Here is a 26,585-nt window from a genome sequence, read left to right as displayed (position 1 = left end):
CGGTGCTTACTGGAACTTCACTTCAGGCGCTTTTTCAGCATTGGGGCTGGTGGCCTCGAAGGTTTCACGGATCGGCAGATCGCTGTACATCACGGTGTGCCACAGGCGACCCGGGAAGGTGCGGATTTCGGTGTTGTACTTCTGCACCGCGAGGATAAAGTCGCGACGCGCCACAGCGATGCGGTTCTCGGTGCCTTCGAGCTGCGATTGCAACGCGAGGAAATTCTGGTTGGCCTTAAGGTCCGGGTAACGCTCGGACACCACCATCAAACGGCTCAGGGCACCGGTCAACTGATCCTGCGCCTGCTGGAACTGCTTGAGTTTTTCCGGATTGTCCAGGGTGCTGGCATCCACCTGGATCGAGGTCGCCTTGGCCCGGGCTTCGATCACCGCGGTCAAGGTTTCTTCTTCGTGTTTGGCGTAGCCCTTGACGGTTTCCACCAGATTGGGAATCAGGTCGGCGCGGCGCTGGTACTGGTTCTGCACCTGGCCCCAGGCAGCCTTGGCCTGCTCGTCGAGGGTCGGAATGTTGTTGATGCCGCAGCCGGCCAGCAGCGTGGCGAGCAACATCAAGGCTGCAACCTGCAGGCTCGACCGATAGTGGTGTCGTACATTCATCTGGTTGACGCTCCCTTGCACATTCCGTTGAAAAACAACCAGCGACCTTCTGAGCGGTGTCTTGGGGCATAATCTGCCGCCGCCACTGGATTGCATCGAGCCAATGGGCTAAAAGATGCCCCAGCGCTAAAAACACTGCAGAAGTGTGCTGCATTTACCTGAACAACAATAGTCGCTCCCTAAATTTTGGCTGACCGGCGCGTATTCACTGCCGTTTAGGCCTTTGAGAAAACTATTCATGAAGAAGCTGTGTTTGCTGGGCCTTTTCGTTAGCCTGGCCAGTCATACCGTATTGGCCGCCACGACGCCCGCACCTCTAGAGAACAAGGACGCTTTCATCACTGACCTGATGAAGCAGATGACCCTCGATGAAAAGATCGGCCAGTTGCGCCTGATCAGCATCGGCCCGGAAATGCCTAGGGAGATGATTCGCAAGGAAATCGCCGCCGGCAACATCGGTGGCACCTTCAACTCGATCACGCGCCCGGAAAACCGTCCGATGCAGGACGCGGCCATGCGCAGCCGGTTGAAGATCCCGATGTTCTTCGCCTATGACGTGATCCACGGTCACCGCACGATCTTCCCGATCCCGATTGCCCTGGCCTCGAGCTGGGACATGGACGCCATCGGCCTGTCCGGGCGCATCGCCGCCAAGGAAGCCGCGTCGGACAGCCTCGACATCACTTTCGCGCCGATGGTGGACATTTCCCGCGACCCGCGTTGGGGCCGCACCTCCGAAGGCTTCGGCGAAGACACTTACCTGGTGTCGCGCATTGCCGGCGTCATGGTCCGGGCCTTCCAGGGCACCGGCGCGAACGCGGCCGACAGCATCATGGCCAGCGTCAAGCACTTTGCCTTGTACGGCGCGGTCGAGGGCGGTCGCGACTACAACGTCGTCGACATGAGCCCGGTCAAAATGTACCAGGACTACCTGCCACCGTACCGCGCCGCCATTGACGCCGGTGCTGGCGGGGTGATGGTCGCGTTGAACTCGATCAACGGCGTGCCGGCCACCGCCGACACCTGGCTGATGAACGACCTGCTGCGCAAGCAATGGGGCTTCAAAGGCCTGGCCGTCAGCGACCACGGGGCGATTTTCGAGCTGATCAAGCACGGCGTTGCCGCTGACGGTCGCGAAGCTGCGAAGCTGGCGATCAAGGCCGGCATCCACATGAGCATGAACGACACGCTCTACGGCAAAGAACTGCCAGGGCTGCTGAAGGCCGGTGAGATCCAGCAGAGCGACATCGACAACGCCGTGCGTGCGGTGCTCGACGCCAAGTACGACATGGGCCTGTTCAAGGATCCGTACCTGCGCATCGGCAAGGCTGAAGATGATCCGGCCGACACTAACGCCGACAGCCGCCTGCACCGCGCCGAGGCTCGCGACGTTGCGCGCCGCAGCCTGGTGTTGCTGAAGAATCAGGGCGAAACCTTGCCGCTGAAGAAAACTGCGAAAATTGTCTTGGTCGGTCCATTGGCCAAGGCACCGATCGACATGATGGGCAGTTGGGCCGCCAACGGTCGCCCTGCGCAATCGGTGACGCTGTTCGACGGCATGACCAACGCACTGGGCGCGCAATCGACGCTGATCTACGCCCGTGGCGCCAACATCACCAGTGACAAGAAAGCCCTCGATTACCTGAACTTCCTCAACTTCGATGCCCCGGAAGTGGTGGATGATCCGCGTTCGGCCCAAGTGCTGATCGACGAAGCGGTGAAAGCCGCCAAGGATGCTGATGTCGTCGTCGCAGCAGTCGGCGAGTCCCGTGGCATGTCCCACGAATCGTCCAGCCGCACCGACCTGAATATCCCGGCCAACCAGCGTGATTTGATCAAGGCGCTGAAAGCCACCGGCAAACCGCTGGTACTGGTGTTGATGAACGGCCGTCCGCTGTCGATTCTCGAAGAGAAGGAACAGGCTGACGCGATTCTGGAAACCTGGTTCAGCGGCACCGAAGGCGGCAACGCCATCGCCGACGTGCTGTTCGGTGACTACAACCCGTCGGGCAAACTGCCGATCACCTTCCCGCGCTCGGTGGGCCAGATTCCGACCTATTACAACCACCTGAGCATTGGCCGGCCGTTCACGCCGGGCAAACCGGGCAACTACACCTCGCAGTATTTCGATGACACCACCGGCCCCCTGTTCCCGTTTGGTTTCGGCCTGAGCTACACCGATTTCAGCCTGACCGACATGGCGTTGTCGTCGACCACGCTGAACAAGACCGGCAAACTCGACGCCAGCGTGATGGTGAGAAACACCGGCAAGCGTGACGGCGAAACCGTGGTGCAGTTGTACATCCAGGACGTGACCGGCTCGATGATTCGTCCGGTCAAGGAACTGAAGAACTTCCAGAAAATCACGCTCAAGGCCGGCGAACAGAAAGTCGTGCACTTCACCATCACCGAGGATGACTTGAAGTTCTTTAATGCACAGCTCAAGTACGGGGCAGAACCGGGCAAGTTCAACGTGCAGATCGGCCTGGATTCCCAGGACGTGACGCAGCAGAGCTTTGAGTTGCTGTAATCCCTGACACACCGCAATGATCGTTCCCACGCTCCGCGTGGGAATGCCTCAAGGGACGCTCCGCGTCCAGTGACGCGGAGCGTCACGGGCTGCATTCCCACGCAGAGCGTGGGAACGATCTGGCGTCACTATCCCCGTCGATCCAGCAGGTTCACCACCAACCGATCCACCCATCCCCAAACCCGTTGCTTGACCCGCCGCCACAACGGCCGGCGTTGCCATGCCTCCAGGCTGACTTCCTGGCTCTGCGCAAAGTCCTTCTCGAAACTCGCCACCACTGCCTGCGTCAGCCCCGGGTCCAGCGCTTCAAGGTTGGCTTCCAGATTGAAACGCAGATTCCAGTGATCGAAATTGCACGAGCCGATGCTCACCCAGTCATCGATCAGTACCATTTTCAGGTGCAGGAAACACGGCTGGTATTCGAAGATTTTCACCCCGGCCTTGAGCAGTCGCGGGTAGTAGCGGTGCCCGGCGTAGCGCACCGACGGGTGATCGGTGCGCGGCCCGGTCAGCAGCAGACGCACGTCGACGCCTCGGCTGGCAGCCCTGCGCAACGAGCGGCGGACTTTCCAGGTCGGCAGGAAATACGGCGTGGCCAGCCAGATCCGCCGCTGGCCGCTGTTCAGTGCACGAATCAGTGATTGCAGGATGTCGCGATGCTGGCGGGCGTCGGCATAGGCCACACGGCCCATGCCCTCGCCCGTGGACGGCGCGCGCGGCAGACGCGGCAGGCCGAAGTGCGACGAGGGTTTCCAGGCGCGGCGATGGCGGTTGGCGATCCATTGCCGATCGAACAGCAGCTGCCAGTCGACGACCAGGGGGCCGGTGATTTCCACCATCACCTCGTGCCATTCGCTGGTGTCTTCGCCCGGTGTCCAGAACTCATCCGTGACGCCCGTGCCGCCAACCACAGCCATGCTCTGATCCACCAGCAACAGCTTGCGGTGATCTCGGTAAAAGTTACCCACCCAGCGCCGCCAGCTCAGGCGATTGTAGAAACGCAGCTCCACGCCCGCGGCCATCAGACGCTGACGCAAAGTCAGGGTGAACGCGAGACTGCCGTAGTCATCGAACAGGCAGCGCACGCGCACGCCACGCTCGGCTGCTTGCACCAGCGCTTGCACCATGGCCTCGGCGCAGGCCCCCGCCTCCACCAGATACAGCTCCAGCTCGACCTGCTCTTCGGCGCGGGCAATCGCAACCAACATGCGCGGGAAGAACTGCGGACCGTCGATCAGCAGTTCGAAGTGGTTGCCTGCACGCCAGGGAAAGATTGAACCGGCCATTTCAGCGCGCCGTGAAAATCAGCACCGCACCCACCGGCACCGACAGACTGATGGCCGACAAACCGGCGACCTTGCGCAAACTTTCCAGGCCCGGTGCCAGATCGAAGTCTTCGGCATTGATGACCACTGGCTCCAGGGTCACGACCTGGAAGCGTCGGTCATCGAGACGGGTTGCCAGCAGCTCGGCGTTGTATTCGTGGGTTTTCCCGTGAAGGTTGACGGTCAGCGGCAAGCGCAACTCCAGTTGGGCACCGGGCGCGAGGTCGTTGATCGGCCGCAGATCAATCTGCGCGGTGATCAGCGCTTCGGGAAAGGTCTGGATCTCGAACAGCTCCTTGCGCATGCGTTCGTCACGCAACGGGATACCGCTGTTGACCGACTCCATCTCGACTTCCACCTCGGCCAGGCCTTTGGGGCTGACCTTGCCGTGCAACACCAAAAAGCGCTGCACTTCGGAGATGTTGGCGTTTTTGGTGCTGACGAACGACAGCCGCGAGGACTCGCCGTCGAGGTACCAATTGGCCTGGGCCGACAGCGAGGCGCCGGCCAGCAGCAGGAAGGCGAGGGTTTTGGAGAGGGACCGCTTGAGCATAAAGACTCGTGCTAAAAATAAACGTGCATGAACCTTAACCGTCCGTGAGCCAGATGCAAACTGTCCATCGCTGACACCCGGCCATTGTGGCGAGGGAGCTTGCTCCCGCTGGGTCGCGAAGCGGCCCCCATTCGATTTATCAGTCAGACCGTGTTTTCCGGTTTTACGACTGCTGCGCAGCCGAACGGGAGCAAGCTCCCTCGCCACAAAAGCTCTCTCACCACAAAAGCCTCTCCAGCACAAAAAGCTTCAGCGCATTCAGGGTTGCAGGCGGCAACCTTGGTGTTCGCCGATCCATTGCGCGCTGTTGCTGCGGCCCATGCCGCTGACGGTCACGCGCTTGCTGGCGGGGTCATCGGTAAAGCCGCTGGTGGGCAGCCACTGTTTCACATAGCTGTGGCAGTACTCGGCCTGATTGTTCATCACGTATCGGCAGGAGCAATATTCCTTGGCGGTGTAGGCGCTGATGATGTCCGGGAACGCCCACAGCGCCACCCGCTCCTGCCAGATCCAGCCGAGCAAGACGACCAGCAAAACCAGCAGCAGCGTGCTGAAGGGCCGGCGACGCACAACACTGCGGCGGTTCATGGCTGCACCTTCCCGGCAAATGCCTTGAGCGCGAGCTTGAGCAATTCGTTGTGCTGGTAGCGCTCATCGCGATCATCGCCATAGCGCACGATCACCAGGTTTTCGCTGGGAATCACGTACATCGCCTGCCCCCAATGGCCCAGTGCGGCAAAGGTATCGGCGGGCGCATCGGGCCAGGGTCGGGCGGTGCCGTCCACCGCGCGGTTGAGCCACCAATGACCACCCGGAACTGCATCGTCCTGATTGGCTTGATAGTGAGCGAAGGGCTCGCGGTTGAAGGCGACCCAGTCTTTGGGCAGCAGTTGTCGATCTCCCCAGCGACCGTCGCGCGCCATCAGCAAACCGACTCGCGCCAGGTCCCGGGCGGTGAGGTAGGCATAAGAGGACGCGACGAAAGTGCCGGTGGCATCGGCTTCCCAGACGGCGTGGCGAATCCCTAACGGCTCGAACAATGCCGTCCATGGATAGTCCGGATAACGTGCCAGGCCGACGATGTTTTTCAGCGCCGCAGCCAGCAGGTTGCTGTCACCGCTGGAATAGCGAAAGGCCTGACCGGGCCTGGCGTATTCATCGTGGTCGGCGGTGAACGCCGCCATGTCGTGATGACCGCGGGTGTAGAGCATGGCCACCACCGAGGACTTCAACGGGGCGTATTCGTAGTCTTCCTGCCAGTCCAGGCCCGAAGCCCAGTGCAGCAGGTCGGCCAGGGTGATCGCCGGGTGTTTTGCCAGCGGCGGATAAAACTTCTGCGCCGGGTCCTGGAGCTTGAACAGGCCTTCGCCGTAGGCGACACCGAGGACCGTGGCCATCAGGCTTTTGCTGATGGACCAGGTCAGGTGCGGTGTGTCGGCCGTGGTCGGGCCGGCGTAGCGTTCGTAGATCAGTTGACCGTCACGGATCACCAGCAAGGCATCGGTGCGGATGCCTTGTCGGGTCGTGTCGTCGCGGGGTGGGAAGGCGTAAGTCTCCAGGGCCTGAAGTGCTGGGCCGGTGACTTTCGGACCTGTCGACCATTGCTCGGCGGGCCAGTTTTCGGCGTGGGCCGTGAGGCTGAGCAGCAGCATGAAAATCAGGGACAAGCCTTTGAACATGGCGGGGGCTCGCAGGGATGGGCTGGGTGAGCCTAGTCGAGGTTGATGACAGTTCAGGGATTTGTGCTGCACGGGAGGCCGCCTTCGCGGGCAAGCCTCGCTCCTACAGATTTTTCGCTGAACTTGTAGGAGCGAGCGGGCGGCGATCCGACTTGCCCGCGAAGAGGCCCTTCAGCCTTACGACAATCCCGCCAACGCCTTGGCCAATCGCTTGCCTCTGGCCCCCGCCGCCAGATCCATCACCGTCTGATCGCGCGTCCACATCGCCGCCCAATGTGGCGGGCCGTCGGCCAGTGCCTGATTGATCTCAGCCTTGAGTCCGTCGAACTGTGCAAACAATCCCCCCAGCACCACATGCCCGGCCAGACTATTCGGCGCTTGCCGGCTGACTTCCGCACACCCGGCCAGCAGCGCCAGCAAGCGCAGTTGCAGGGCCTGCGGCCAGTCGCTGTCCTGACCCACCCCGTACAGCCACGCCGTCATCGCGCTCAAGACATAAATGTCTTCGAGCGTGCGGAACGGTTTGACATAAGCATCCCAGCCATCCCCCGCGAGCAATTCACACTGGGCGTTATCCAGAAACAACCGACCGTGGCTGATGTCTGGCATCAGCGGGATCGCCGGGAGTTTTTCCAGGCGCACGCCCGGTTCATCGGGATAGACCACCGCCAGACTCAAGCGCGGACTTTCGCCGGGCGCCTCGCTGCGAGCGGCGATCAGCAACCAGTCGGCCGCATCGCCAGCGGTGACGAAATCCTTGCGCCCGCTCACGCGTAAATCGCTCAGGCGCGTCTGCATGTCCGCCACCCGCAGGCTGCGCTGTTCGGTGGCACACAATGCACCGAGGCTCAGCGGCGCGCTCGGCCAGAGCATTCGCAGTGCCGCCTGATACCCCACCAGAAACGCCAACCCCGGCGTCGCCATCAACCGCCCGCCGACCACCGCCAGTTCGAACGGCGTGACTGCTCCCAACGTGTGCAACAAGGTCGCGAAACCTTCCGCCAGGTCCGGGTTGGCGGGCAGGCGATCGCGGCGATTCAACAGGTTTTGCCAGGGCATAAGAGGCTCCTTGTGGGCTGTCATATAAGCATCACCAAAGCTTCATGGCGATGACACCGGGGCTACATAGCCTGACTTTGCACAACACGGCTGCATAAAGAAAGTCGATCGGCTGCAACCCAAGACGGGTGAACAGCCCGCACGGAGATTCCCAATGACTCAGATCGCCCGCATCAGCGACACCGGCAATGAACGCCGCCTGCAAGCCGAACGCCTGGTGGGCGCCGAGGCATTGCAAGAAGCCCAGGCCTTGCGTTTCAACGTCTTCAGCGGCGAGTTCAACGCCAAGCTCAAAGGCGCGGAACTGGGTCTGGACATGGACGACTATGATGTTCACTGCGCCCACATCGGCGTGCGTGACTTGAACACCGGGCGCCTGGTGGCGACCACCCGTTTGCTGGATCACACGGCGGCCAGCAGCCTGGGCAAGTTCTACAGTGAAGAAGAATTCAGCCTGCACGGCCTGGTCCATTTGAAGGGCCCGATCCTGGAAATCGGTCGCACCTGTGTCGACCCGGCTTATCGCAACGGTGGCACCATCGCGGTGCTCTGGGGTGAACTGGCCGAAGTGTTGAATCAGGGCGGTTACAGCTATTTGATGGGTTGCGCGAGCATTCCGATGCAGGACGGCGGGATTCAGGCCCACGCGATCATGCAGCGTCTACGCGAACGTTACCTGTGCACCGAACACCTGCGGGCCGAGCCGAAAAAACCGCTGCCGGTTTTGGACATCCCGTCCAACGTGATCGCCGAAATGCCGCCGCTGCTCAAGGCCTATATGCGACTTGGCGCGAAGATCTGCGGCGAGCCCTGCTGGGACGAAGACTTCCAGGTCGCCGACGTGTTTATCCTGCTCAAGCGCGATGAGCTTTGCCCACGTTATGCCAAGCACTTCAAGGCGGCGGTCTGATGAGCCGGTTGCGCGTGTACGCGCGGATTGCGCGAGTGCTGGTGGTGGTCGCGCTGGGTTTAAGCATGGCCAGTGTGTTTGGGCTGTTCGAGCGTTTGGGGATTGCCCATTCGATGGTCCGCCGGCAGCGCTGGTCGCGATTTTTCATGGCGCGCTTGAGCAACGCCCTGCCCTTTCGCGTGACGGTTCACGGGGAATTGCCGAAAGAGCCGATGCTGTGGGTCAGCAATCACGTGTCGTGGACAGACATTCCGTTGCTGGGCATGCTCACTCCGATGTCGTTCCTGTCCAAGGCCGAAGTGCGCACCTGGCCGGTGGCCGGCTGGTTGGCGGCCAAGGCCGGCAGCCTGTTTATCCGTCGCGGGTCGGGTGACAGCCAGCTGATTCGCAAACAGATGACGCGCCACCTGGCGCAGGAACATCCGCTGCTGATGTTCCCGGAAGGCACCACCACCAATGGGCGTTCGCTGCGTACGTTTCATGGCCGTTTGTTGTCAGCGGCGATTGACTCGGAAGTGAAGCTGCAACCCGTGGCGATCCGTTATCTGCGTGACGGCGAACTAGACTCGCTGGCGCCGTTCATTGGCGATGATGATTTGCTGTCGCACCTGATGCGTCTGTTCGCCAATGATCGCGGGGAAGTGGAAATCAAAGTGCTCAAGCCGATCGCTTGCGAAGGCCGGGAGCGTGCGGCGCTGGCGTTCGAGGCGCAGCAGGCGGTGCAGAAGGCGTTGTTTGGGGCTATTCCGGAAACCCAGCAAGCCCCGATGCGCCCCGCCATCGCGGCCTGACACAAAGTCCCTGAAGAAACACAAATCCCTGTGGGAGCGGGCTTGCCCGCGATGGGGGCTTAACATTCAGCATTGATGTTGAATGGCATACCGCAATCGCGGGCAAGCCCGCTCCCACAGGGGGGTTAGGGTGTTGGATAGTTCTGGGCGAAATCCTGAAGCCGCGGATAGAACAACCGGAAATCCTCACTGAGCGGTTCGTACAACCGACGCAACTCCTGCATCGCCCCCGCCAGTTCCTCAGGCCGGGTCAACCGCCGCGAAATCCCCCGCAGCACCTGCTCCAACACCTCGAACTCCTGATAAGAACCCAGCCAGTCATTCGCCATCATGTGCGGCGCGATCCTCGCCAACCGTTCCGGCAATTGCGGCTCGGCCGACAGCACCCGGTACACATCCGACGTGAACAGCGCCAGCGGCTGATTCGAATACAGCGCCCAGTCCCGCGCCAGGCAGTGATCGAAAAACACATCGAGCACGATCCCCGCGTATCGCCGGCGCGTGATGGAAAACCGCGACAAAGACGTATCAACCAACGGATGGCGGTCGGTGAAGACATCGATGCTGCGATGCAGCTGGATGGCCGCTTCGATCTCCGGGTCGAACTGCCCTTGCAGTCGACCCTTGACGAAATCGCCATACAGACTGCCGAGCAATTGGCCGGGGCGCTGGCCACCGAGGTGGAGATGTGCGAGATAATTCATGGGCGCAGCTTAGCACTGCGGCTTTATATCTTTACACCCAATGTATCGTTATAACCCGATATACCGATTTACACGGTCGTCAGACCAAAATCATATTTGTATATCGCGAAGTACCGATTTAAAGTTCGCTTCATCGCGATATAGCGTTTTACTCATCACGAGCCCAAACCCATGACCATCGACCTCGACGAAATAATAAAAGCCCTGGCACACCCAGTACGCCGAGACATCCTCACTTGGCTGAAAGACCCCAAAGCCCAGTTCCCGGAACAAATCCACAACCACGAGTACGGCATCTGCGCCGGACAGATTGATCAACGCTGCGGCCTGTCGCAGTCGACCGTGTCCGCCCATTTGGCGACCTTGCAACGTGCGGGACTGATCAGCAGCCAGAAAGCCGGTCAATGGCACTTCTTCAAACGCAACGAGGACGTGATCCAGGCGTTCCTCGCTGCCATCGTCAAGGAGCTCAGCGCTCCGACAAGGAATTAAACAATGCCCCTCTCGCTACTCATTCTGGCCTTGAGCGCCTTCGCCATCGGCACCACCGAGTTCGTCATCATGGGCCTGCTGCCCGATGTGGCGGCTGACCTCGGCGTGTCGATTCCCGGCGCTGGCTGGCTGGTGACCGGTTACGCCCTGGGCGTGGCCATCGGTGCGCCGTTCATGGCACTGGCCACTGCCAAATTACCGCGCAAGGCTGCACTGGTAGCGTTGATGGGCATTTTCATCATCGGCAACCTGCTCTGTGCAATGGCCACCGACTACAACGTGCTGATGTTTGCCCGAGTGGTCACCGCCCTCTGCCACGGTGCTTTCTTCGGTATAGGTTCGGTGGTGGCTGCGGGGCTCGTTCCGGCGAACAAGCGCGCATCGGCCGTGGCCCTGATGTTCACCGGCCTGACCCTGGCCAACGTACTCGGCGTCCCCCTGGGCACCGCGCTCGGTCAGGAAGCCGGCTGGCGTTCGACCTTCTGGGCTGTGACCGTGATTGGTGTGATCGCGTTGATCGGCCTGATCCGCTTCCTGCCGGCCAAGCGCGATGAAGAGAAACTCGACATGCGTGCCGAATTGCGCGCCCTCAAAGGCGCCGGGATCTGGCTATCGCTGAGCATGACTGCGTTGTTTGCGGCCTCCGTATTCACCCTGTTCACCTATGTCGCCCCGCTGCTCGGTGATGTCACCGGCGTCTCGCCCAAAGGCGTGACCTGGACCCTGATGCTCATCGGCCTGGGCCTGACAGTCGGCAACATCATCGGCGGCAAGCTGGCAGACAAAGGCATGGCCGCGACGCTGATCGGCGTCTTCATCTCGATGGCCGTGATCTCGACCGTACTGACCTGGACCAGCGTCGCGCTGATTCCTGCGGAAATCACCCTGTTCCTTTGGGCTACCGCGTGCTTCGCCGCCGTGCCCGCCCTGCAAGTGAACGTGGTGACCTACGGCAAGGCCGCGCCGAACCTGGTGTCGACCTTGAACATCGGCGCTTTCAACATCGGCAACGCCTTGGGTGCCTGGGTCGGCGGCAGTGTCATCGCCCACGGCTTCGGCCTGACCAGCGTGCCTCTCGCGGCAGCAGTACTGGCGGTACTCGCCCTGCTGGTGACCCTGATTACTTTCCGTCAGAGCGGTAACCCCGAACTGGCTCCTGCGACTAACTGATACCTCACGAGGGTTGTACTGAAATGACGACTATTTTCGATCCAATCAAACTGGGCGACATCGAGCTCGCCAACCGCATCATCATGGCACCGCTGACCCGCTGCCGCGCCGACGAAGGCCGTGTGCCGAACGCGCTGATGGCCGAATACTACGTACAACGTGCCTCGGCCGGCCTGATCCTCAGCGAGGCCACGTCGGTCACGCCGATGGGCGTCGGCTACCCGGACACCCCGGGCATCTGGTCCAACGATCAGGTGCGTGGCTGGGCCAACGTGACCAAGGCGATCCACGGCGCGGGTGGCAAGATTTTCCTGCAACTGTGGCACGTTGGTCGGGTTTCCCACGCTTTGTACCTGAACGGCGAAGCGCCGGTCGCACCGAGCGCCATCCAGCAAAAAGGTCACGTCAGTCTGGTTCGCCCACTGGCCGACTACCCTACCCCGCGCGCCCTGGAAACCGCTGAAATCGCCGACATCGTCGACGCTTATCGCGTCGGGGCCGAGAACGCCAAGGCGGCCGGGTTCGACGGTGTGGAAATCCACGGTGCCAACGGTTACCTGCTCGACCAGTTCCTGCAAAGCAGCACCAACCAGCGCACCGACAATTACGGCGGCTCCCTGGAAAACCGTGCGCGCCTGTTGCTGGAAGTGACCGATGCCGCGATCGAAGTCTGGGGCGCAGGCCGCGTGGGTGTGCACCTGTCACCCCGCGCCGATCTCCATGACATGGGCGACGACAACCTGTCCGAGACTTTCATCTACGTCGCTCGCGAACTGGGCAAACGTGGCATCGCGTTCATTTGCTCCCGCGAGAAAGAAGCCGGCGACAGCCTTGGCCCACAACTCAAAGAAGCCTTCGGCGGCCCGTACATCGCCAATGAACGTTTCACCAAGGACAGCGCCAACGCCTGGCTGGCCAGCGGCAAGGCTGATGCGGTTGCCTTCGGCGTGCCGTTCATTGCCAACCCGGACCTGCCGGCACGCTTGAAGGCTGATGCGCCGCTTAACGAAGCGCGTCCCGAGTTGTTCTACGCCAAGGGCCCGGTCGGCTACATCGACTATCCAGTGATGTAAGCGTCCCCCTGGAAATGCAAAAGCCCCGACTCGAAAGAGCCGGGGCTTTTTATTGCGCCATGGTTATTCACATGGCTTCACACTGATTCACACGCGCGACACAAAATCCCTACAAAATACGTAGCTCGCTACCTTTCAACCTGGCGAGCGTGCGTATATAAAAGCATCCCATTGCCACAAGGCGAGCATTGAAGGGATCAACGCCCGCCTTAATGGTTGACATAACCGGATCCAATTACGCATTTTGATTTATTTGCGCAGGCTGGGGCTCAGGCGCAGCATGTCCAATCCTGTATTGACCCAACGCTCGGCTTCGGTGTGCAGTTGAAAACTGTCGGGGGCCAATAGCCACTGGTACAGCATGCCATCGATGTAGGCGTGCAGGCTGATGGCCGCGCGGGCCGTGTCGAGGTCCTCAGGCATTTGCCCTCGTTTCACCGCATTACTCAGGGCCAGGGCGATTCGCACATTGCAATCGAGGCTGACCTCACGACGCTGCTGACGCAGGTCGCACATTTCATCGGTGAATTCGCACTTATGAAACAAAATCTCATTGATGCGTCGGGTTTTCGGGTCCAGGGCAACTTGATGAAACAAATGAATCAGCAGTTTGCGCATGCAGCCCAGCGGATCGAGTTCATCTTCACTTTCGCTGGCCCTGGCCATTTCATCCAGCGGCTCTTTCAGGCTATCCAGCATGGCCTGCACCAAATCCGCCTTGTTGCTGAAATGCCAGTAGATGGCTCCGCGAGTCACGCCGGCCAGGGTCGCGATGTCCGCCAGCGTCGTACGCGCCACGCCCCTTTCATAAAAGGCTTTCTCTGCCGCTTCGAGTATCTGGCTGCGGGTTTCTTGAGCTTCCTCTTTGGTACGACGGACCATGGCAGTAAAACCTCAATCAGGATGCTTCAGCGATGTCTGAACAGCCGCTGAACAAAAGTGGGGCGAGCGCTCTCGGGTCTCGTCCCCGGCTTACAATTCGAACCGTTGACGGGCGTTGGTAACGGGATGGATACGCAGTCAAGGTGTTTACAAACAACCATGAACGTAAGTATATTCCTTAGCAAGCTACTTATCCACCCGGTACTCATTTTTTACCCTTCCACATTTCTAGTGCGTTTCTTACGCGCCTGACCCGAGGATTTTCATGCAATTCAAGCCAGCTGTTACCGCTCTGGTCGCCGCCGTCGCCTTGGCATCACTGCTCAGCGGATGCAAAAAGGAAGAAGCGGCACCCGCCGCACCACCTCCTCAGGTCGGCGTGGTTACCCTGCAACCTCAAGCCTTTACCCTGACGTCCGAGCTTCCGGGGCGCACCAGTGCGTTCCGCATTGCCGAAGTTCGTCCACAGGTCAACGGCATCATTCTCAAGCGTCTGTTCAAGGAAGGTGGTGACGTCAAGGCCGGCCAGCAGCTGTATCAGATCGATCCGTCGGTCTATGACGCTACGCTGAAAAGCGCCGAAGCCAACCTGCAACAGACGAAGTCGATCTCTGATCGCTACAAGCAGCTGGTCAACGAACAGGCTGTCAGCCGTCAGGAATACGACACGGCCGTGGCCAACCGCATGCAATCGGAAGCCGCATTGCAAACCGCTCAGATCAATGTGCGCTACACCAAGGTCTACGCGCCGATTTCCGGCCGCATCGGCCGCTCCAATGTGACTGAAGGCGCGCTAGTTACCAGCGGTCAGGCGGACGCCATGGCCGTCATTCAGCAACTGGACCCGATCTATGTCGACGTCACCCAGTCCTCCGTGGAGCTGCTTGAACTGCGCCGAGAACTGGAAAGCGGTCGCCTGCAAAAGGCCGGTGAAACCGCAGCAGCGGTCAAGCTGACCCTCGAAGACGGCAGCCAGTACAAACAGGAAGGCAAGCTCGAGTTCTCCGAAGTCTCGGTCGACCAGACCACGGGCTCCGTTACCCTGCGTGCGGTGTTCCCCAACCCTGATCACACCTTGCTGCCAGGCATGTTCGTTCACGCCCAGTTGCAGGCCGGTGTAAACAGCGCAGCAATTCTGGCGCCGCAACAAGGCGTGACCCGCGACCTCAAGGGCTCACCGACCGCACTGGTCGTGGGTGCCGACAACAAGGTTGAACTGCGTCAGCTCAAGGCCAGCCGCACCGTCGGCAGCCAATGGCTGATCGAAGACGGCCTGAAGGCCGGCGATCGCCTGATCACCGAAGGACTGCAATTCGTCAAACCTGGCATCGAAGTCAAAGCCAGTGAAGCGACTAACGTTGGCGCAAAGAACCCGGCCCCCGCACAGGCAGCTGATAAGGCTTCCAGCGGCAAAGGGGAGTAAACCATGTCGAAATTTTTTATCGACCGTCCGATTTTCGCCTGGGTAATTGCCCTGGTGATCATGCTGGTCGGGGCACTATCGATTCTCAAACTCCCGATCAACCAATACCCGAGCATTGCCCCTCCGGCGATCGCCATTTCCGTGGCCTACCCGGGTGCTTCTGCGCAAACCGTACAAGACACCGTGGTTCAGGTGATCGAACAGCAGCTCAACGGTATCGACAACCTGCGTTATGTGTCCTCGGAAAGTAACTCCGACGGCACCATGACGATCACCGCGACGTTCGAGCAAGGCACCAACTCCGATACCGCGCAGGTTCAGGTCCAGAACAAACTGAACCTGGCGACCCCGCTGCTGCCGCAAGAAGTGCAGCAACAGGGTATCCGCGTGACCAAGGCAGTGAAGAACTTCCTGCTGGTAATCGGCGTGGTCTCGCGTGACGGCAGCATGACCAAGGACGACTTGTCCAACTACATCGTGTCGAACATGCAGGATCCGATCTCGCGGACGGCCGGCGTGGGCGACTTCCAGGTGTTTGGTTCCCAGTACGCCATGCGTATCTGGCTCGACCCGGCCAAGTTGAACAACTTCAACCTGACTCCGATCGACGTCAAAACCGCCATCGCCGCGCAGAACGTCCAGGTATCGTCCGGCCAGCTCGGCGGCCTGCCGGCCCTGCCCGGCACTCAGCTGAACGCTACGATCATCGGCAAGACCCGCCTGCAGACCGCTGAGCAATTCGACAAAATCTTGCTCAAAGTCAACAAGGACGGCTCCCAGGTTCGCTTGAAAGATGTCGCCGACGTCGGTCTGGGTGGTGAGAACTACAGCATCAACGCCCAGTTCAACGGTGCCCCCGCTTCCGGCCTGGCAGTGAAACTGGCCAACGGCGCCAACGCCCTCGACACGGCGAAAGCCCTGCGCAAGACCATCGACACCCTCAAGCCGTTCTTCCCGGAAGGCATGGAAGTGGTGTTCCCGTACGACACCACTCCGGTGGTGACCGAGTCGATCAAGGGCGTGGTTGAAACCCTGGTCGAAGCGATCGTGCTGGTGTTCCTGGTGATGTTCCTGTTCCTGCAAAACTTCCGCGCCACGGTCATCACCACGATGACTGTGCCGGTAGTACTGCTCGGTACGTTCGGGATCCTCGCGGCGTTCGGTTTCAGCATCAACACCCTGACCATGTTCGGTATGGTGTTGGCCATCGGCTTGCTGGTGGACGATGCCATCGTGGTGGTGGAAAACGTCGAACGGGTCATGAGCGAAGAAGGCCTGTCACCCAAGGAGGCCACCAAGAAATCCATGGGGCAGATCCAGGGTGCACTGGTGGGTATCGCCCTGGTGCTGTCGGCGGTACTGCTGCCGATGGCGTTCTTCAGCGGCTCCACGGGCGTGATCTACAAGCAGTTCTCGATCACCATCGTTTCGGCCATGGCGCTATCGGTGTTGGTCGCATTGATCTTCACGCCGGCACTGTGCGCCACCATGCTCAAGGCGATTCCGAAAGGCGAGCACGGCACACCGAAACGCGGCTTCTTCGGCTGGTTCAACCGCAATTTTGACCGTGGCGTACGCAGCTATGAGCGGGGCGTGGGCAACATGCTCACGCACAAGGCGCCGTACCTGCTGGCGTACCTCATCATCGTGGTCGGCATGATCTGGCTGTTCACCCGTATTCCAACCGCGTTTCTGCCGGAAGAAGACCAGGGTGTACTGTTCGCCCAGGTGCAGACCCCGGCCGGCTCGACGGCGCAGCGCACCCAGGTGGTCGTGGACCAGATGCGTGAATACCTGCTGCGTCCCGGCAAGGATGGCGGTGAAGGCGATGCGGTGAACTCGGTGTTTACCGTGACCGGCTTCAACTTCGCCGGCCGTGGCCAGAGTTCGGGTATGGCGTTCATCATGATGAAGCCGTGGGAAGAACGTAACGCTGACAACAACGTGTTCAAAGTCGCGGCCCGTGCCCAACAGCACTTCTTCACCTTCCGTGACGCCATGGTGTTCGCGTTCGCGCCACCAGCGGTTCTGGAACTGGGTAACGCCACCGGTTTCGACGTGTTCCTGCAAGACCGCGCCGGTATCGGTCACGAAAAACTGATGGCTGCCCGTAACCAGTTCCTCGGCATGGCGGCGCAGAGCAAAGTGCTGTCGCAAGTGCGCCCGAACGGTCTGAACGACGAGCCGCAATACCAGTTGGAAATCGACGACGAGAAGGCCAGTGCGCTGGGCGTTACCATCGCCGACATCAACAACACCCTGTCGATTGCCCTGGGCAGTAGCTATGTGAACGACTTCATCGACCGTGGTCGGGTGAAGAAGGTTTACGTGCAAGGCCAGCCCGACGCGCGCATGAGCCCTGAAGACCTGAAGAAGTGGTACGTGCGCAACAGCGCCGGGACCATGGTTCCGTTCACCGCGTTCGCCAAGGGTGAGTGGATCTACGGCTCGCCGAAACTGGCCCGTTACAACGGCGTCGAAGCGGTGGAAATCCTCGGTTCCCCGGCGCCTGGCTACTCCACCGGCGAAGCGATGGCCGAAGTCGAAGCCATCGCCCAGAAACTGCCGGCCGGTGTCGGTATTTCCTGGACCGGCCTGTCGTACGAAGAACGGCTGTCAGGCTCACAGGCTCCTGCGCTGTATGCCTTGTCGCTGCTGATGGTGTTCCTCTGTCTGGCGGCGCTGTACGAAAGCTGGTCGATTCCGATCGCGGTGATGCTGGTGGTGCCTTTGGGGATCATCGGTGCACTGTTGGCCACCAGTCTTCGGGGACTCTCCAACGACGTTTACTTCCAGGTAGGCCTGTTGACGACCATCGGTCTGGCGGCGAAAAACGCCATTCTGATCGTCGAATTCGCCAAAGAACTGCATGAGCAAGGGCGTAGCCTGCGCGATGCGGCGATCGAAGCGTGCCGGATGCGTTTGCGGCCGATCATCATGACCTCGCTCGCCTTCGTCCTCGGCGTGGTGCCGCTGGCGATTTCCACGGGCGCCGGTTCAGGCAGCCAACATGCAATCGGTACGGGCGTTATTGGCGGTATGATCACCGCCACGGTCCTGGCGATCTTCTGGGTACCATTGTTCTTCGTCACCGTGTCGTCCATAGGGCAGCGCAAAATCGCCGACCAGGATGACGCTATTGAACCTTCTAAAGAGGCTGGCCAATGAGCAAGTCGCTACTCTCCATCGCAGTTGCCGCCTTCGTGCTGAGCGGCTGCTCGCTGATACCCGATTATCAGCAGCCTGAAGCACCGGTGGCGGCCCAATACCCGCAAGGCCCGGCGTACTCGTCGGCCCAGGCGCCGAACCAGGCGGCTGCGGAACAGGGCTGGAAGCAATTTTTCCATGACCCGGCCCTGCAACAGCTGATCCAGGTCTCGCTGGAAAATAACCGTGACCTGCGTGTCGCGGCCCTGAACATCGACGCGTTCGCGGCTCAGTACCGCATCCAGCGTGCCGATCTGTTCCCGGCTGTTTCGGCCAATGGCACTGGCAGCCGTCAGCGTCTGCCGGCACGTGCTTCGCAGACTGGCGAAGCGGGCATCACCAGTTCCTACTCCGCCACAGTCGGCATCAGCGCTTATGAACTCGACCTGTTCGGTCGGGTCCGCAGCCTCAGCGAAGAAGCCCTGCAAAAGTACTTCGCCACTGAAGAAGGTCGTCGCAGCACGCAGATCAGCCTGGTGGCCAGCGTGGCCAACGCCTACCTGACCTGGCAGGCCGACAAGGAACTGCTGAAACTGACCCAGGACACCCTCGGAGCATTCGAGGAGAGCTACAAGCTCACCGCGCGCAGCAACGAAGTGGGGGTCGCCTCGGCCCTGGACCTCGCCCAGTCGCGTACCTCGGTGGAAAACGCCCGGGCGCAACTGGCCAAGTACACCCGTCAGGTCGCGCAGGATGAAAACAGCCTGGTGTTGCTGCTCGGCACCGGCATCCCGGCCAATCTGCAAACCGCCAAGCCACTGGCTGACGACCTGCTGAGCGACGTGCCGGCCGGTCTGCCATCGGACTTGCTGCAACGTCGTCCGGATATTCTCCAGGCCGAGTACAACCTGAAAGCGGCCAACGCCAACATCGGCGCGGCACGGGCGGCGTTCTTCCCGAGCATCAGCCTGACGGCCAACGCCGGCACCCTGAGCCCGGACTTGTCCGGTCTGTTCAAGGGCGGCTCGGGTACCTGGCTGTTCTCGCCGCAGATCAACCTGCCGATCTTCAACGCCGGCAGCCTGCGCGCCAGCCTGGATTACTCGAAAATCCAGAAAGACATCGGCGTGGCGAACTACGAGAAGTCCATTCAAACGGCCTTCCAGGAAGTCGCCGACGGCCTGGCCGCCCGCCAGACCTACACCGATCAGCTGCAGGCGCAGCGTGATTTCGTCACCGCCAACCAGGACTACTACCGTCTGGCCGAGCGTCGCTACCGTATCGGTGTCGACAGCAACCTGACCTTCCTCGACGCCCAGCGTCAGCTGTTCAGTGCGCAACAGGTGCTGATTACTGATCGTCTGGCGCAGCTGGTCAGTGCGGTCAATCTGTACAAGGCATTGGGTGGTGGCTGGAACGAGCAGACAGCGAAAGTCGAACCGTTGAAAGAAGACGCGCCGAAGATGAGAATGTTCTGATAGCGCTGTTGTAAGAGAAGCCCACCTTTTGGTGGGCTTTTTGTTGGCTGCGGGAAAAGCAGGGTTGTCAGTTCCGGCCTCTTCGCGGGCAAGCCCGCTCCCACAGGTTCAGCGGGGTTCACAAAGTTTGTGTTCGACACGGACACTGTGGGAGCGGGCTTGCCCGCGAAAAAGCCAGCCCAGACAACACAAAAACCTCAATCCAACAAACGTTCGATAACCGCCCAAAACCCGCTTTTCCCGATTGAACCATCCAGTCCATTCCCCGCACCATTCGTCGCACAAGACCAATAACATCAGGTTCGACACCATGTCCCCGCGCCCTGCCCTGTCCGGCTAACCGGCTCCCGTTTTTCATCCATTTGAATCCTTTGTCTGCAACCCCAACGTTGCGGCAACGCACCGTTTCACCCCTAACAATTAGAGAGACCCGAGCCCATGACGCCTTTCACCACGCAGTATTACTTCCCAAGCCTGATCGCCATCGCTCTGGCCGGCGCAGCCCTGCCCGCCATGGCCGAGGAATCGGGTTTTGTCGAAGGCGCCAAGGTCAACCTGAACCTGCGCAATTTCTACATCAACCGCAACTTCACCAACCCGACCAAGGCCCAGGGCAAGGCTGAAGAGTGGACGCAAAGTTTCATCCTCGACGCCAAGTCCGGCTTCACCCAGGGCACCGTCGGGTTCGGTATGGACGTGCTGGGGTTGTACTCGGTGAAGCTCGACGGAGGTAAAGGCACGGGCGGGACGCAGTTGCTGCCGCTGGACCACGACGGTCGCCCCGCGGACAACTTCGGTCGCACCAACGTGGCGTTCAAGGCCAGGTTGTCGCAGACCGAAGTCAAGGTAGGCGAATGGATGCCGGTGCTGCCGATCCTGCGCTCGGACGACGGTCGCTCCCTGCCGCAAACCTTCCGTGGCGGTCAGATAACGTCTAAAGAAATCGCCGGTCTGACGCTCTATGGCGGCCAGTTCCGCGCCAACAGCCCGCGCGATGACAGCAGCATGAGCGACATGTCGATGACCGGAAAACCGACCTTCACCTCCGACCGCTTCAACTTCCAGGGCGGCGAATACGCCTTTAACGACAAGCGCACCCAGATCGGTGTGTGGAACGCCGAACTCAAAGACATCTACAGCCAGCAATACGTGAACCTGATCCACAGCCAGCCCGTCGGCGACTGGACCCTGGGCGCCAACCTAGGTTTCTTCTATGGCAAGGATGACGGCAGCGCCCGGGCTGGCGACCTGGACAACAAGACCTGGTCGGGCTTGTTCTCGGCCAGGTACGGCGGCCATACCTTTTACGTCGGCCTGCAAAAACTCAGCGGCGACAGCGCCTGGATGCGGGTCAACGGCACTAGCGGCGGCACTCTGGCCAACGACAGCTACAACGCCAGTTATGACAACGCCCGGGAAAAATCCTGGCAGGTGCGCCATGACTACAACTTCGTCGCTCTCGGCATCCCCGGCCTGACCCTGATGAACCGCTACATCAGCGGCGACAACGTGCACACCGGCACCATCACAGACGGCAAGGAATGGGGCCGCGAAAGTGAACTGGGCTATACCGTGCAGAGCGGCGCGCTCAAGGACCTCAACGTCAAATGGCGCAACTCGACCATACGCCGGGACTTCAGCAATAACGAGTTCGACGAGAACCGGTTGATCGTCAGCTATCCGATCAGTTTGTTGTAGGTCTCAAGAACGCCTTCGCGGTATCGAGCCGGCCGCCCGTCAGGCTGGCTGGCGCTTTGCAGACCTTCAATTACAGTGAAAAAACCTGACAGGATTCAGGCGATATACAACCCTCCCCGCTTCCGTTATCTGTTGATGTTGGTCCGAAAGACTTGAGCCAGGCTGTCATCGGAAGACACCACTTGATCACCAGAGGACCACCTCATGATCACTCGACTCAATTCGGCTCCCGTTAACCGCGACTGGGACGCCAAGGCTTATCAGCAATTCTCGACACTTCGACAACGACCGGTGAACGAGCTACTCGACCGCATCGACCTGGCAACCCCAAAACGCATCTACGACCTCGGCTGTGGCACCGGCATTGCGACGCAAGCTCTGGCCAAACGCTGGCCTCGCGCTCACCTGATGGGTATCGACAGTTCGGAGCAAATGCTTCAGGAGGCCAGGTGTTTGCCGATCAAGGCGCAGTGGAAGCAGTGCGATCTACAGAACTGGTTGCCGGAGCAACCGGCCGACCTGCTCTTTGCCGCCGCCGTGCTGCATTTCATCGACGGTCACGAACAGCTGCTGCCGCGTTTGCTCGGTTATCTAAACCCGGGTGGTTGTCTGGCGGTGCACATGCCCGACTGGCGGGATGCGCTGTGGTATCAACTGATGCTCGACACACTCGATGGTGGTTCCGACGGTAAACCGCTCGGTTCCCCGCAATTGCGAGAGACGATGGCGGCGCGGCCGTTGCTGTCGTTGGAAAATTATTACCGGTTGCTCTCACCGATCACCCGGACACTGGAAATCTGGGAAACCGAGCAGTTGCAGGTCGTGGACGGCAAGTCGCCGATTTATGACTGGATCAAGGTCTCGGCCCTGCGGGCGGTGATGCAAGGCTTGAAGGATGACGAACAGGCGCGGTTCATCTATCACTTCATGATGCGGGTGCATGTGCATTACCCGCATGAATGCGATGGGCGCACGTTGTTTCCGTTCAAGCGGATCTTCATTGTCGCCACGGTGTAAGTCATGACATTGCTTTCGCGGGCAAGCCTCGCTCCTACAGGGTTTGCGCAAACCCTGTAGGAGCGAGGCTTGCCCGCGAAAGCGTCAGCTCTAACAACGCAAAACCCGAAATTTACTCCCGGGACTCTAAGCCAAGCTCATCCCACACCGACTCCGCCAAATGGAACGTCGCGTTGGCCGCCGGGATGCCGCAGTAGATCGCGCTCTGCATGATCACTTCCTTGATCTCGCCACGGGTCACGCCGTTGTTGGCGGCGGCGCGCAGGTGCAGTTTGAGTTCTTCGTTGCGGTTCATGCCGATCAGCATGGCGATGGTGATCAGGCTGCGGGTATGGCGCGGCAGGCCCGGGCGGGTCCAGATGTCACCCCATGCATGGCGGGTGATCATTTCCTGGAACTCCGAGTTGAACTCGGTCAGCGCATTCAGGCTGCGGTCGACATGGGCATCGCCAAGCACAGCGCGACGGACTTCCAGGCCTTCGTCGTAACGTTGTTTTTCGTCCACAACAATCCCCTTAATGAGCCAACAAAAACGCCAGCACACGGTCGCTGAAATCAGCACCGGCCTGGACGTTGGACAGGTGCGCGGCATAAAACTCGGCGTACTCGGCGCCCTGCACATGCTCCTGAATAAAGTGCCCACCAGACGGCGGCGTAACCGCATCTGCGGTGCCGGCGATAACCAGCAGCGGTACCTTGATCGAGGACAGCTGATCACGGAAGTCGGCATCGCGCACGGCGGCGCAGTTGGCGGCATAACCTTCAGGCGAAGTGGCCGCGAGCATGTCGGTAATCCGCTTCGCGGCAGCCGGATTGGCCTCGGCAAAGTCAGGCGTAAACCAGCGCGCAATCGACGCATCGCGCAGCGCGACCATGGCCGCCGAACCGTCACGCAGCACGGTTTCGATCCGTGGATTCCACACCGACGGATCGCCGATTTTCGCCGCGGTATTGCACACCACCAATTTGTTCAACCGCTCGCCAGCATTGATGCCCAGCCACTGGCCGATCAGGCCGCCCATGGACAGGCCGCAAAAATGTGCGCGCTCGATGTGCAACGCATCCAGCAGCGCCAGCACGTCGTGGCCCAATTGCTCGATGTTGTACGGCCCCGGCGTGACCAGCGATTGGCCATGGCCACGGGTGTCGAAACGCAGCACTCGGAAATGCTCGGAGAACGCTGCGATTTGCGCGTCCCACATATGCAGGTCAGTGCCCAGCGAATTGGACAGCACCAGCACCGGCGCGTCGTCCGGCCCATCAATTTGGTAATTCAGTTCGCCCTCGGCGAGTTGTACGAAAGCCACAGCAATCTCCTTCAGGCAGTCAACGCAATATGTTCAGCCACCGCTCGCTCGACCCAGGTATGGGCCTGACCGAGGTAATGGGCGGGGTCCAGCAGACGATCGAGTTCAAGGGCAGAAAGCTCGGCGGTCACTTGGGGCTCGTCGCCGAGTACCGCTCGCAGATGACGTTGTTCGGCCACCGCACGTTTGCAGCATTGCTCAAGCAGATGATGCGCGGTGTCGCGCCCAACCCGTTGTGCGAGGACGATGCTCACCGCTTCGGCCAGCACCAGGCCTTGAGTCAGGTCGAGGTTGCGCGCCATGCGCAGCGCGTCCACTTCCAGTCCGTCCGCTACCAGCAACGCTTGCTTGAGGCTGCCGGACACCAGGCAGCAAATCTCCGGCAGGGTTTCCCATTCGGCGTGCCACAAGCCTAGGCTGCGTTCGTGTTCCTGAGGCATGGCGCTGAACAGCGTCGAGAGCAAACCGGGAACGCGGGTTGCCGCACTAATCAGCACTGCAGCACCCACGGGGTTGCGTTTGTGCGGCATGGTCGAGGAACCGCCCTTGCCCGGCGCCGACGGCTCGAACACCTCCCCCGCCTCGGTCTGCATCAACAGACTGATATCGCGGCCGAGTTTGCCGAGGCTGCCGGCGATCAAACCGAGTACCGCGCCGAACTCCACCAGGCGATCACGCTGGGTGTGCCAGGGTTGGTCCGGCAACGTCAGTTTCAGCTCACCGGCCAAGGCTTCGGCAATCGGCATCGCCTGTTCGCCGAGGGCCGCCAGTGTTCCGGACGCACCACCGAATTGCAGCACTAGCAGGCGCGGTTTGAGTTCGCGCAGACGCTGACGGCTGCGGGTTACGGCGCCCAGCCAACCGGCGATTTTCATGCCGAGGGTGACGGGCGTCGCGTGTTGCAGCCAGGTCCGGCCGGCGAGCGGTGTGGCGACGTAGCACCGGGCTTGGGTAGCGAGGGTTTCGCCCAGTTGCGCCAGATCGCTTTCGATCAACTCCATTGCGCGGCGCAGTTGTAGCACCAGCCCCGTGTCCATCACGTCCTGACTGGTTGCGCCCAGATGCACATAGCGCTCGGCTTCGGCATCGTTGGCCGCGATCTGTTTACCCAACGCCTTGACCAGCGGAATCGCCGAATTGCCCGCCGTGGCAATCGCTTCGCCGAGAGCGACAAAATCATAATGCCCGGCCTGACATGCCGCTTCGATAGAGGCGACAGCCGTCTGCGGAAACAAGCCAATCCGCGCCTCGGCCCGGGCCAGTGCCGCTTCGAAATCGAGCATGGCCTGAACCCGGCCCTGATCGCAGAACACCTCACGCATGTCGCGGGCCGTGAAATAGGCATCGAACAATTGATTGCCCGGTCGCTGATTCATAAACAGTCCCTGAAGGCGTGGGCCATTGAGGCCCACGCGGATGGATCAAAGGTCGTGGTGCAAATACTTGGCCTGTTTCGGCAGGCGCAGGCTGAACAGGAACGCCACCGCCATCATCACCGTCACGTACCAGTAGAAAGAGTTTTCCATGCCCACGGCTTTAAGGCTCAGAGCGACGTATTCCGCCGAGCCGCCGAAGATTGCGTTGGCCACCGCATACGCCAGGCCGACACCCAGTGCGCGTACTTCCGGCGGGAACATTTCGGCTTTCACCAGGCCGCTGATGGACGTGTAAAAACTGACGATGGCCAGCGCCACGGTAATCAGCACAAAGGCCAGGAACGGACTGCTGACACTTTTCAGACTCAGCAGGATCGGCACGGTGCACAGCGTCCCCAATGCACCGAACCACAGCATCGAGTTACGTCGGCCGATCTTGTCCGCGAGCATGCCGAACAGCGGCTGCATGCACATGTAAAGGAACAGCGCGCCGGTCATGATGTAACTGGCGGTCTTGGCGTGCATGCCGGCGGTGTTCACCAGGTACTTCTGCATGTACGTGGTGAAGGTGTAGAAAATCAGCGAGCCACCGGCGGTGTAGCCGAGCACGGTAATAAAGGCTGCTTTATGGTCGCGGAACAGCGCGCGGATGCTGCCGGCGTCCTTGTTGTCGCGCATTTCCTTGCTGGTAGTTTCCTTGAGCGAACGACGCAGAAACAGCGAGATCAATGCGGCCGCTGCGCCGACCACAAACGGGATCCGCCAGCCGTAGGCACGCAGGTCATCTTCGGTGAGGAACTGTTGCAGGACCACCACCAGCGACACCGCCAGCAACTGCCCGCCAATCAGCGTCACGTACTGGAACGAGGCGAAGAAACCGCGCTGGCCCTTGAGGGCGACTTCGCTCATGTAGGTCGCGGTGGTGCCGTATTCGCCACCCACCGACAGGCCCTGGAGCAAGCGGGCGAACAACAGCATGATCGGTGCCCAGACGCCGATGTCCTTGTAGGTCGGCAGGCACGCGATGAGCAACGAGCCGAAGCACATCATCAGAATCGAGATCAACATCGAATTCTTGCGCCCGTGCTTGTCCGCGACACGGCCGAAAATCCAGCCGCCGATCGGTCGCATCAGGAACCCGGCCGCGAACACGCCAGCGGTATTCACCAGTTGCACGGTGGGGTTGTCGGACGGGAAAAAGGCCGGCGCAAAGTAGATCGCGCAAAAGGCGTAGACGTAGAAGTCGAACCATTCGACGAGGTTACCGGACGAGGCGCCGACAATTGCGAAGATCCGCTTACTGCGCTCTTCGCCGGTGTAATGCGCTGGAATAGCGGTGGGGGTTGCCATTAT

General features: G+C 60.6%; 23 protein-coding genes. 11 read left to right on the top strand and 12 right to left on the bottom strand.

All coding sequences use genetic code 11. The annotated features are described in order from the left end of the window. Positions 1-6: 6 nt before the first annotated feature. Positions 7-618, bottom strand: coding sequence for a LemA family protein (locus tag ACYZT8_RS06500; RefSeq protein ID WP_461980041.1), 612 nt, complete (start codon positions 616-618; stop codon positions 7-9). 238 nt (positions 619-856) lie between these two features. Between ACYZT8_RS06500 and bglX the strand changes: the two genes are divergently transcribed. After that, on the top strand, positions 857-3,148 hold the full coding sequence (gene bglX / locus ACYZT8_RS06495; protein ID WP_461980040.1) for a beta-glucosidase BglX: 2,292 nt from the start codon (positions 857-859) through the stop codon (positions 3,146-3,148). Positions 3,149-3,276: 128 nt separating this feature from the next. On the opposite strand, the gene ACYZT8_RS06490 is transcribed toward bglX, so the two are convergent. The 5 genes from ACYZT8_RS06490 to ACYZT8_RS06470 all read right to left on the bottom strand — a co-directional run bounded on the left by ACYZT8_RS06490 (position 3,277) and on the right by ACYZT8_RS06470 (position 7,764). Beyond that, positions 3,277-4,434 (bottom strand): phospholipase D-like domain-containing protein, encoded by a 1,158-nt coding sequence (locus ACYZT8_RS06490; protein WP_461980039.1) that lies wholly within the window; start codon positions 4,432-4,434, stop codon positions 3,277-3,279. Between the two features lies 1 nt (position 4,435). Further along, positions 4,436-5,026, bottom strand: a complete 591-nt coding sequence (locus tag ACYZT8_RS06485) for a YceI family protein (protein ID WP_461980038.1) — start codon at positions 5,024-5,026, stop codon at positions 4,436-4,438. 258 nt (positions 5,027-5,284) lie between these two features. Beyond that, a complete protein-coding gene (locus ACYZT8_RS06480) occupies positions 5,285-5,614 on the bottom strand; it encodes an amidase (protein ID WP_461980037.1) in 330 nt (109 codons plus the stop codon). After that, complete coding sequence (locus tag ACYZT8_RS06475) at positions 5,611-6,705, bottom strand: serine hydrolase domain-containing protein (RefSeq protein ID WP_461980036.1); 1,095 nt, start codon at positions 6,703-6,705, stop codon at positions 5,611-5,613. Before ACYZT8_RS06475 ends, ACYZT8_RS06480 begins: the two co-directional genes overlap by 4 nt. Positions 6,706-6,882: 177 nt before the next feature. Continuing rightward, on the bottom strand, positions 6,883-7,764 hold the full coding sequence (locus ACYZT8_RS06470) for an acyl-CoA dehydrogenase middle domain-containing protein (RefSeq protein WP_461980035.1): 882 nt from the start codon (positions 7,762-7,764) through the stop codon (positions 6,883-6,885). Between the two features lie 154 nt (positions 7,765-7,918). Here ACYZT8_RS06470 and olsB point away from each other — a divergent pair, with 154 nt between their 5' ends. Together olsB and ACYZT8_RS06460 are read left to right on the top strand one after the other, a co-directional pair. Continuing rightward, complete coding sequence (gene olsB, locus ACYZT8_RS06465) at positions 7,919-8,674, top strand: L-ornithine N(alpha)-acyltransferase (RefSeq protein ID WP_208671639.1); 756 nt, start codon at positions 7,919-7,921, stop codon at positions 8,672-8,674. Next, positions 8,674-9,465: a lysophospholipid acyltransferase family protein gene (locus tag ACYZT8_RS06460; protein WP_461980034.1), complete on the top strand. Its 792-nt coding sequence runs from the start codon at positions 8,674-8,676 to the stop codon at positions 9,463-9,465. Before olsB ends, ACYZT8_RS06460 begins: the two co-directional genes overlap by 1 nt. A 125-nt stretch (positions 9,466-9,590) precedes the next feature. On the opposite strand, the gene ACYZT8_RS06455 is transcribed toward ACYZT8_RS06460, so the two are convergent. Next, positions 9,591-10,169, bottom strand: a complete 579-nt coding sequence (locus ACYZT8_RS06455; RefSeq protein ID WP_461980033.1) for an acyl carrier protein phosphodiesterase — start codon at positions 10,167-10,169, stop codon at positions 9,591-9,593. Positions 10,170-10,340: 171 nt separating this feature from the next. Here ACYZT8_RS06455 and ACYZT8_RS06450 point away from each other — a divergent pair, with 171 nt between their 5' ends. Genes ACYZT8_RS06450 through ACYZT8_RS06440 form a run of 3 tightly spaced genes read left to right on the top strand, consistent with a single transcriptional unit; the run spans position 10,341 to position 12,904 of the window. Next, the gene (locus ACYZT8_RS06450) at positions 10,341-10,661 is read left to right on the top strand and encodes an ArsR/SmtB family transcription factor (protein WP_461957560.1); all 321 of its coding nucleotides are present in this window, start codon (positions 10,341-10,343) and stop codon (positions 10,659-10,661) included. A gap of 3 nt (positions 10,662-10,664) precedes the next feature. Beyond that, the gene (locus ACYZT8_RS06445; protein WP_461980032.1) at positions 10,665-11,831 is read left to right on the top strand and encodes an MFS transporter; all 1,167 of its coding nucleotides are present in this window, start codon (positions 10,665-10,667) and stop codon (positions 11,829-11,831) included. Positions 11,832-11,854: 23 nt separating this feature from the next. Next, complete coding sequence (locus ACYZT8_RS06440; RefSeq protein WP_461980031.1) at positions 11,855-12,904, top strand: alkene reductase; 1,050 nt, start codon at positions 11,855-11,857, stop codon at positions 12,902-12,904. A 249-nt stretch (positions 12,905-13,153) separates the two neighbouring features. On the opposite strand, the gene emhR is transcribed toward ACYZT8_RS06440, so the two are convergent. After that, positions 13,154-13,786, bottom strand: a complete 633-nt coding sequence (emhR, locus tag ACYZT8_RS06435; RefSeq protein WP_461980030.1) for an efflux system transcriptional repressor EmhR — start codon at positions 13,784-13,786, stop codon at positions 13,154-13,156. A 265-nt stretch (positions 13,787-14,051) separates the two neighbouring features. On the opposite strand from emhR, the gene emhA reads away from it, so the two are divergent. From emhA to ACYZT8_RS06410, 5 genes are all read left to right on the top strand, one after another. Continuing rightward, positions 14,052-15,209 carry an efflux RND transporter periplasmic adaptor subunit EmhA gene (gene emhA, locus ACYZT8_RS06430; protein WP_461980029.1) on the top strand — a complete coding sequence of 386 codons (1,158 nt, stop codon included), beginning with the start codon at positions 14,052-14,054 and terminating at the stop codon, positions 15,207-15,209. Positions 15,210-15,212: 3 nt separating this feature from the next. After that, a complete protein-coding gene (gene emhB / locus ACYZT8_RS06425) occupies positions 15,213-18,377 on the top strand; it encodes an efflux RND transporter permease subunit EmhB (RefSeq protein ID WP_461980028.1) in 3,165 nt (1,054 codons plus the stop codon). Beyond that, positions 18,374-19,834 carry an efflux RND transporter outer membrane subunit EmhC gene (emhC, locus tag ACYZT8_RS06420; RefSeq protein WP_461980027.1) on the top strand — a complete coding sequence of 487 codons (1,461 nt, stop codon included), beginning with the start codon at positions 18,374-18,376 and terminating at the stop codon, positions 19,832-19,834. Before emhB ends, emhC begins: the two co-directional genes overlap by 4 nt. A gap of 438 nt (positions 19,835-20,272) precedes the next feature. After that, complete coding sequence (locus ACYZT8_RS06415) at positions 20,273-21,532, top strand: OprD family porin (RefSeq protein WP_461980026.1); 1,260 nt, start codon at positions 20,273-20,275, stop codon at positions 21,530-21,532. A 204-nt stretch (positions 21,533-21,736) separates the two neighbouring features. Next, on the top strand, positions 21,737-22,549 hold the full coding sequence (locus ACYZT8_RS06410) for a methyltransferase domain-containing protein (protein ID WP_461980025.1): 813 nt from the start codon (positions 21,737-21,739) through the stop codon (positions 22,547-22,549). 112 nt (positions 22,550-22,661) lie between these two features. Here ACYZT8_RS06410 and pcaC read toward each other — a convergent pair whose 3' ends face one another. Genes pcaC through ACYZT8_RS06390 form a run of 4 tightly spaced genes read right to left on the bottom strand, consistent with a single transcriptional unit; the run spans position 22,662 to position 26,582 of the window. Next, positions 22,662-23,054: a 4-carboxymuconolactone decarboxylase gene (pcaC, locus tag ACYZT8_RS06405; protein ID WP_461980024.1), complete on the bottom strand. Its 393-nt coding sequence runs from the start codon at positions 23,052-23,054 to the stop codon at positions 22,662-22,664. 10 nt (positions 23,055-23,064) lie between these two features. Then, complete coding sequence (gene pcaD / locus ACYZT8_RS06400; RefSeq protein WP_461980023.1) at positions 23,065-23,856, bottom strand: 3-oxoadipate enol-lactonase; 792 nt, start codon at positions 23,854-23,856, stop codon at positions 23,065-23,067. An 11-nt stretch (positions 23,857-23,867) separates the two neighbouring features. Further along, a complete protein-coding gene (locus ACYZT8_RS06395) occupies positions 23,868-25,232 on the bottom strand; it encodes a 3-carboxy-cis,cis-muconate cycloisomerase (protein WP_461980022.1) in 1,365 nt (454 codons plus the stop codon). A gap of 45 nt (positions 25,233-25,277) precedes the next feature. After that, a complete protein-coding gene (locus ACYZT8_RS06390; protein ID WP_461980021.1) occupies positions 25,278-26,582 on the bottom strand; it encodes an MFS family transporter in 1,305 nt (434 codons plus the stop codon). Positions 26,583-26,585: the final 3 nt, after the last annotated feature.

Source organism: Pseudomonas sp. LB3P93, from assembly GCF_054898025.1.
This window is presented reverse-complemented; position numbering and strand designations above follow the sequence as displayed.

Bases quoted from the DNA above. Each gene is read 5' to 3' on its own strand.
- ACYZT8_RS06410 (WP_461980025.1), top strand. From the start codon at position 21,737: ATGATCACTCGACTCAATTCGGCTCCCGTTAACCGCGACTGGGACGCC.
- ACYZT8_RS06445 (WP_461980032.1), top strand. From the start codon at position 10,665: ATGCCCCTCTCGCTACTCATTCTGGCCTTGAGCGCCTTCGCCATCGGC.
- ACYZT8_RS06390 (WP_461980021.1), bottom strand. From the start codon at position 26,582: ATGGCAACCCCCACCGCTATTCCAGCGCATTACACCGGCGAAGAGCGC.
- ACYZT8_RS06480 (WP_461980037.1), bottom strand. From the start codon at position 5,614: ATGAACCGCCGCAGTGTTGTGCGTCGCCGGCCCTTCAGCACGCTGCTG.
- ACYZT8_RS06450 (WP_461957560.1), top strand. From the start codon at position 10,341: ATGACCATCGACCTCGACGAAATAATAAAAGCCCTGGCACACCCAGTA.
- ACYZT8_RS06395 (WP_461980022.1), bottom strand. From the start codon at position 25,232: ATGAATCAGCGACCGGGCAATCAATTGTTCGATGCCTATTTCACGGCC.
- ACYZT8_RS06440 (WP_461980031.1), top strand. From the start codon at position 11,855: ATGACGACTATTTTCGATCCAATCAAACTGGGCGACATCGAGCTCGCC.
- ACYZT8_RS06500 (WP_461980041.1), bottom strand. From the start codon at position 618: ATGAATGTACGACACCACTATCGGTCGAGCCTGCAGGTTGCAGCCTTG.
- emhA (WP_461980029.1), top strand. From the start codon at position 14,052: ATGCAATTCAAGCCAGCTGTTACCGCTCTGGTCGCCGCCGTCGCCTTG.
- olsB (WP_208671639.1), top strand. From the start codon at position 7,919: ATGACTCAGATCGCCCGCATCAGCGACACCGGCAATGAACGCCGCCTG.
- ACYZT8_RS06485 (WP_461980038.1), bottom strand. From the start codon at position 5,026: ATGCTCAAGCGGTCCCTCTCCAAAACCCTCGCCTTCCTGCTGCTGGCC.
- ACYZT8_RS06415 (WP_461980026.1), top strand. From the start codon at position 20,273: ATGACGCCTTTCACCACGCAGTATTACTTCCCAAGCCTGATCGCCATC.
- ACYZT8_RS06490 (WP_461980039.1), bottom strand. From the start codon at position 4,434: ATGGCCGGTTCAATCTTTCCCTGGCGTGCAGGCAACCACTTCGAACTG.
- ACYZT8_RS06470 (WP_461980035.1), bottom strand. From the start codon at position 7,764: ATGCCCTGGCAAAACCTGTTGAATCGCCGCGATCGCCTGCCCGCCAAC.
- bglX (WP_461980040.1), top strand. From the start codon at position 857: ATGAAGAAGCTGTGTTTGCTGGGCCTTTTCGTTAGCCTGGCCAGTCAT.
- ACYZT8_RS06460 (WP_461980034.1), top strand. From the start codon at position 8,674: ATGAGCCGGTTGCGCGTGTACGCGCGGATTGCGCGAGTGCTGGTGGTG.
- emhC (WP_461980027.1), top strand. From the start codon at position 18,374: ATGAGCAAGTCGCTACTCTCCATCGCAGTTGCCGCCTTCGTGCTGAGC.
- emhR (WP_461980030.1), bottom strand. From the start codon at position 13,786: ATGGTCCGTCGTACCAAAGAGGAAGCTCAAGAAACCCGCAGCCAGATA.
- ACYZT8_RS06475 (WP_461980036.1), bottom strand. From the start codon at position 6,705: ATGTTCAAAGGCTTGTCCCTGATTTTCATGCTGCTGCTCAGCCTCACG.
- ACYZT8_RS06455 (WP_461980033.1), bottom strand. From the start codon at position 10,169: ATGAATTATCTCGCACATCTCCACCTCGGTGGCCAGCGCCCCGGCCAA.
- emhB (WP_461980028.1), top strand. From the start codon at position 15,213: ATGTCGAAATTTTTTATCGACCGTCCGATTTTCGCCTGGGTAATTGCC.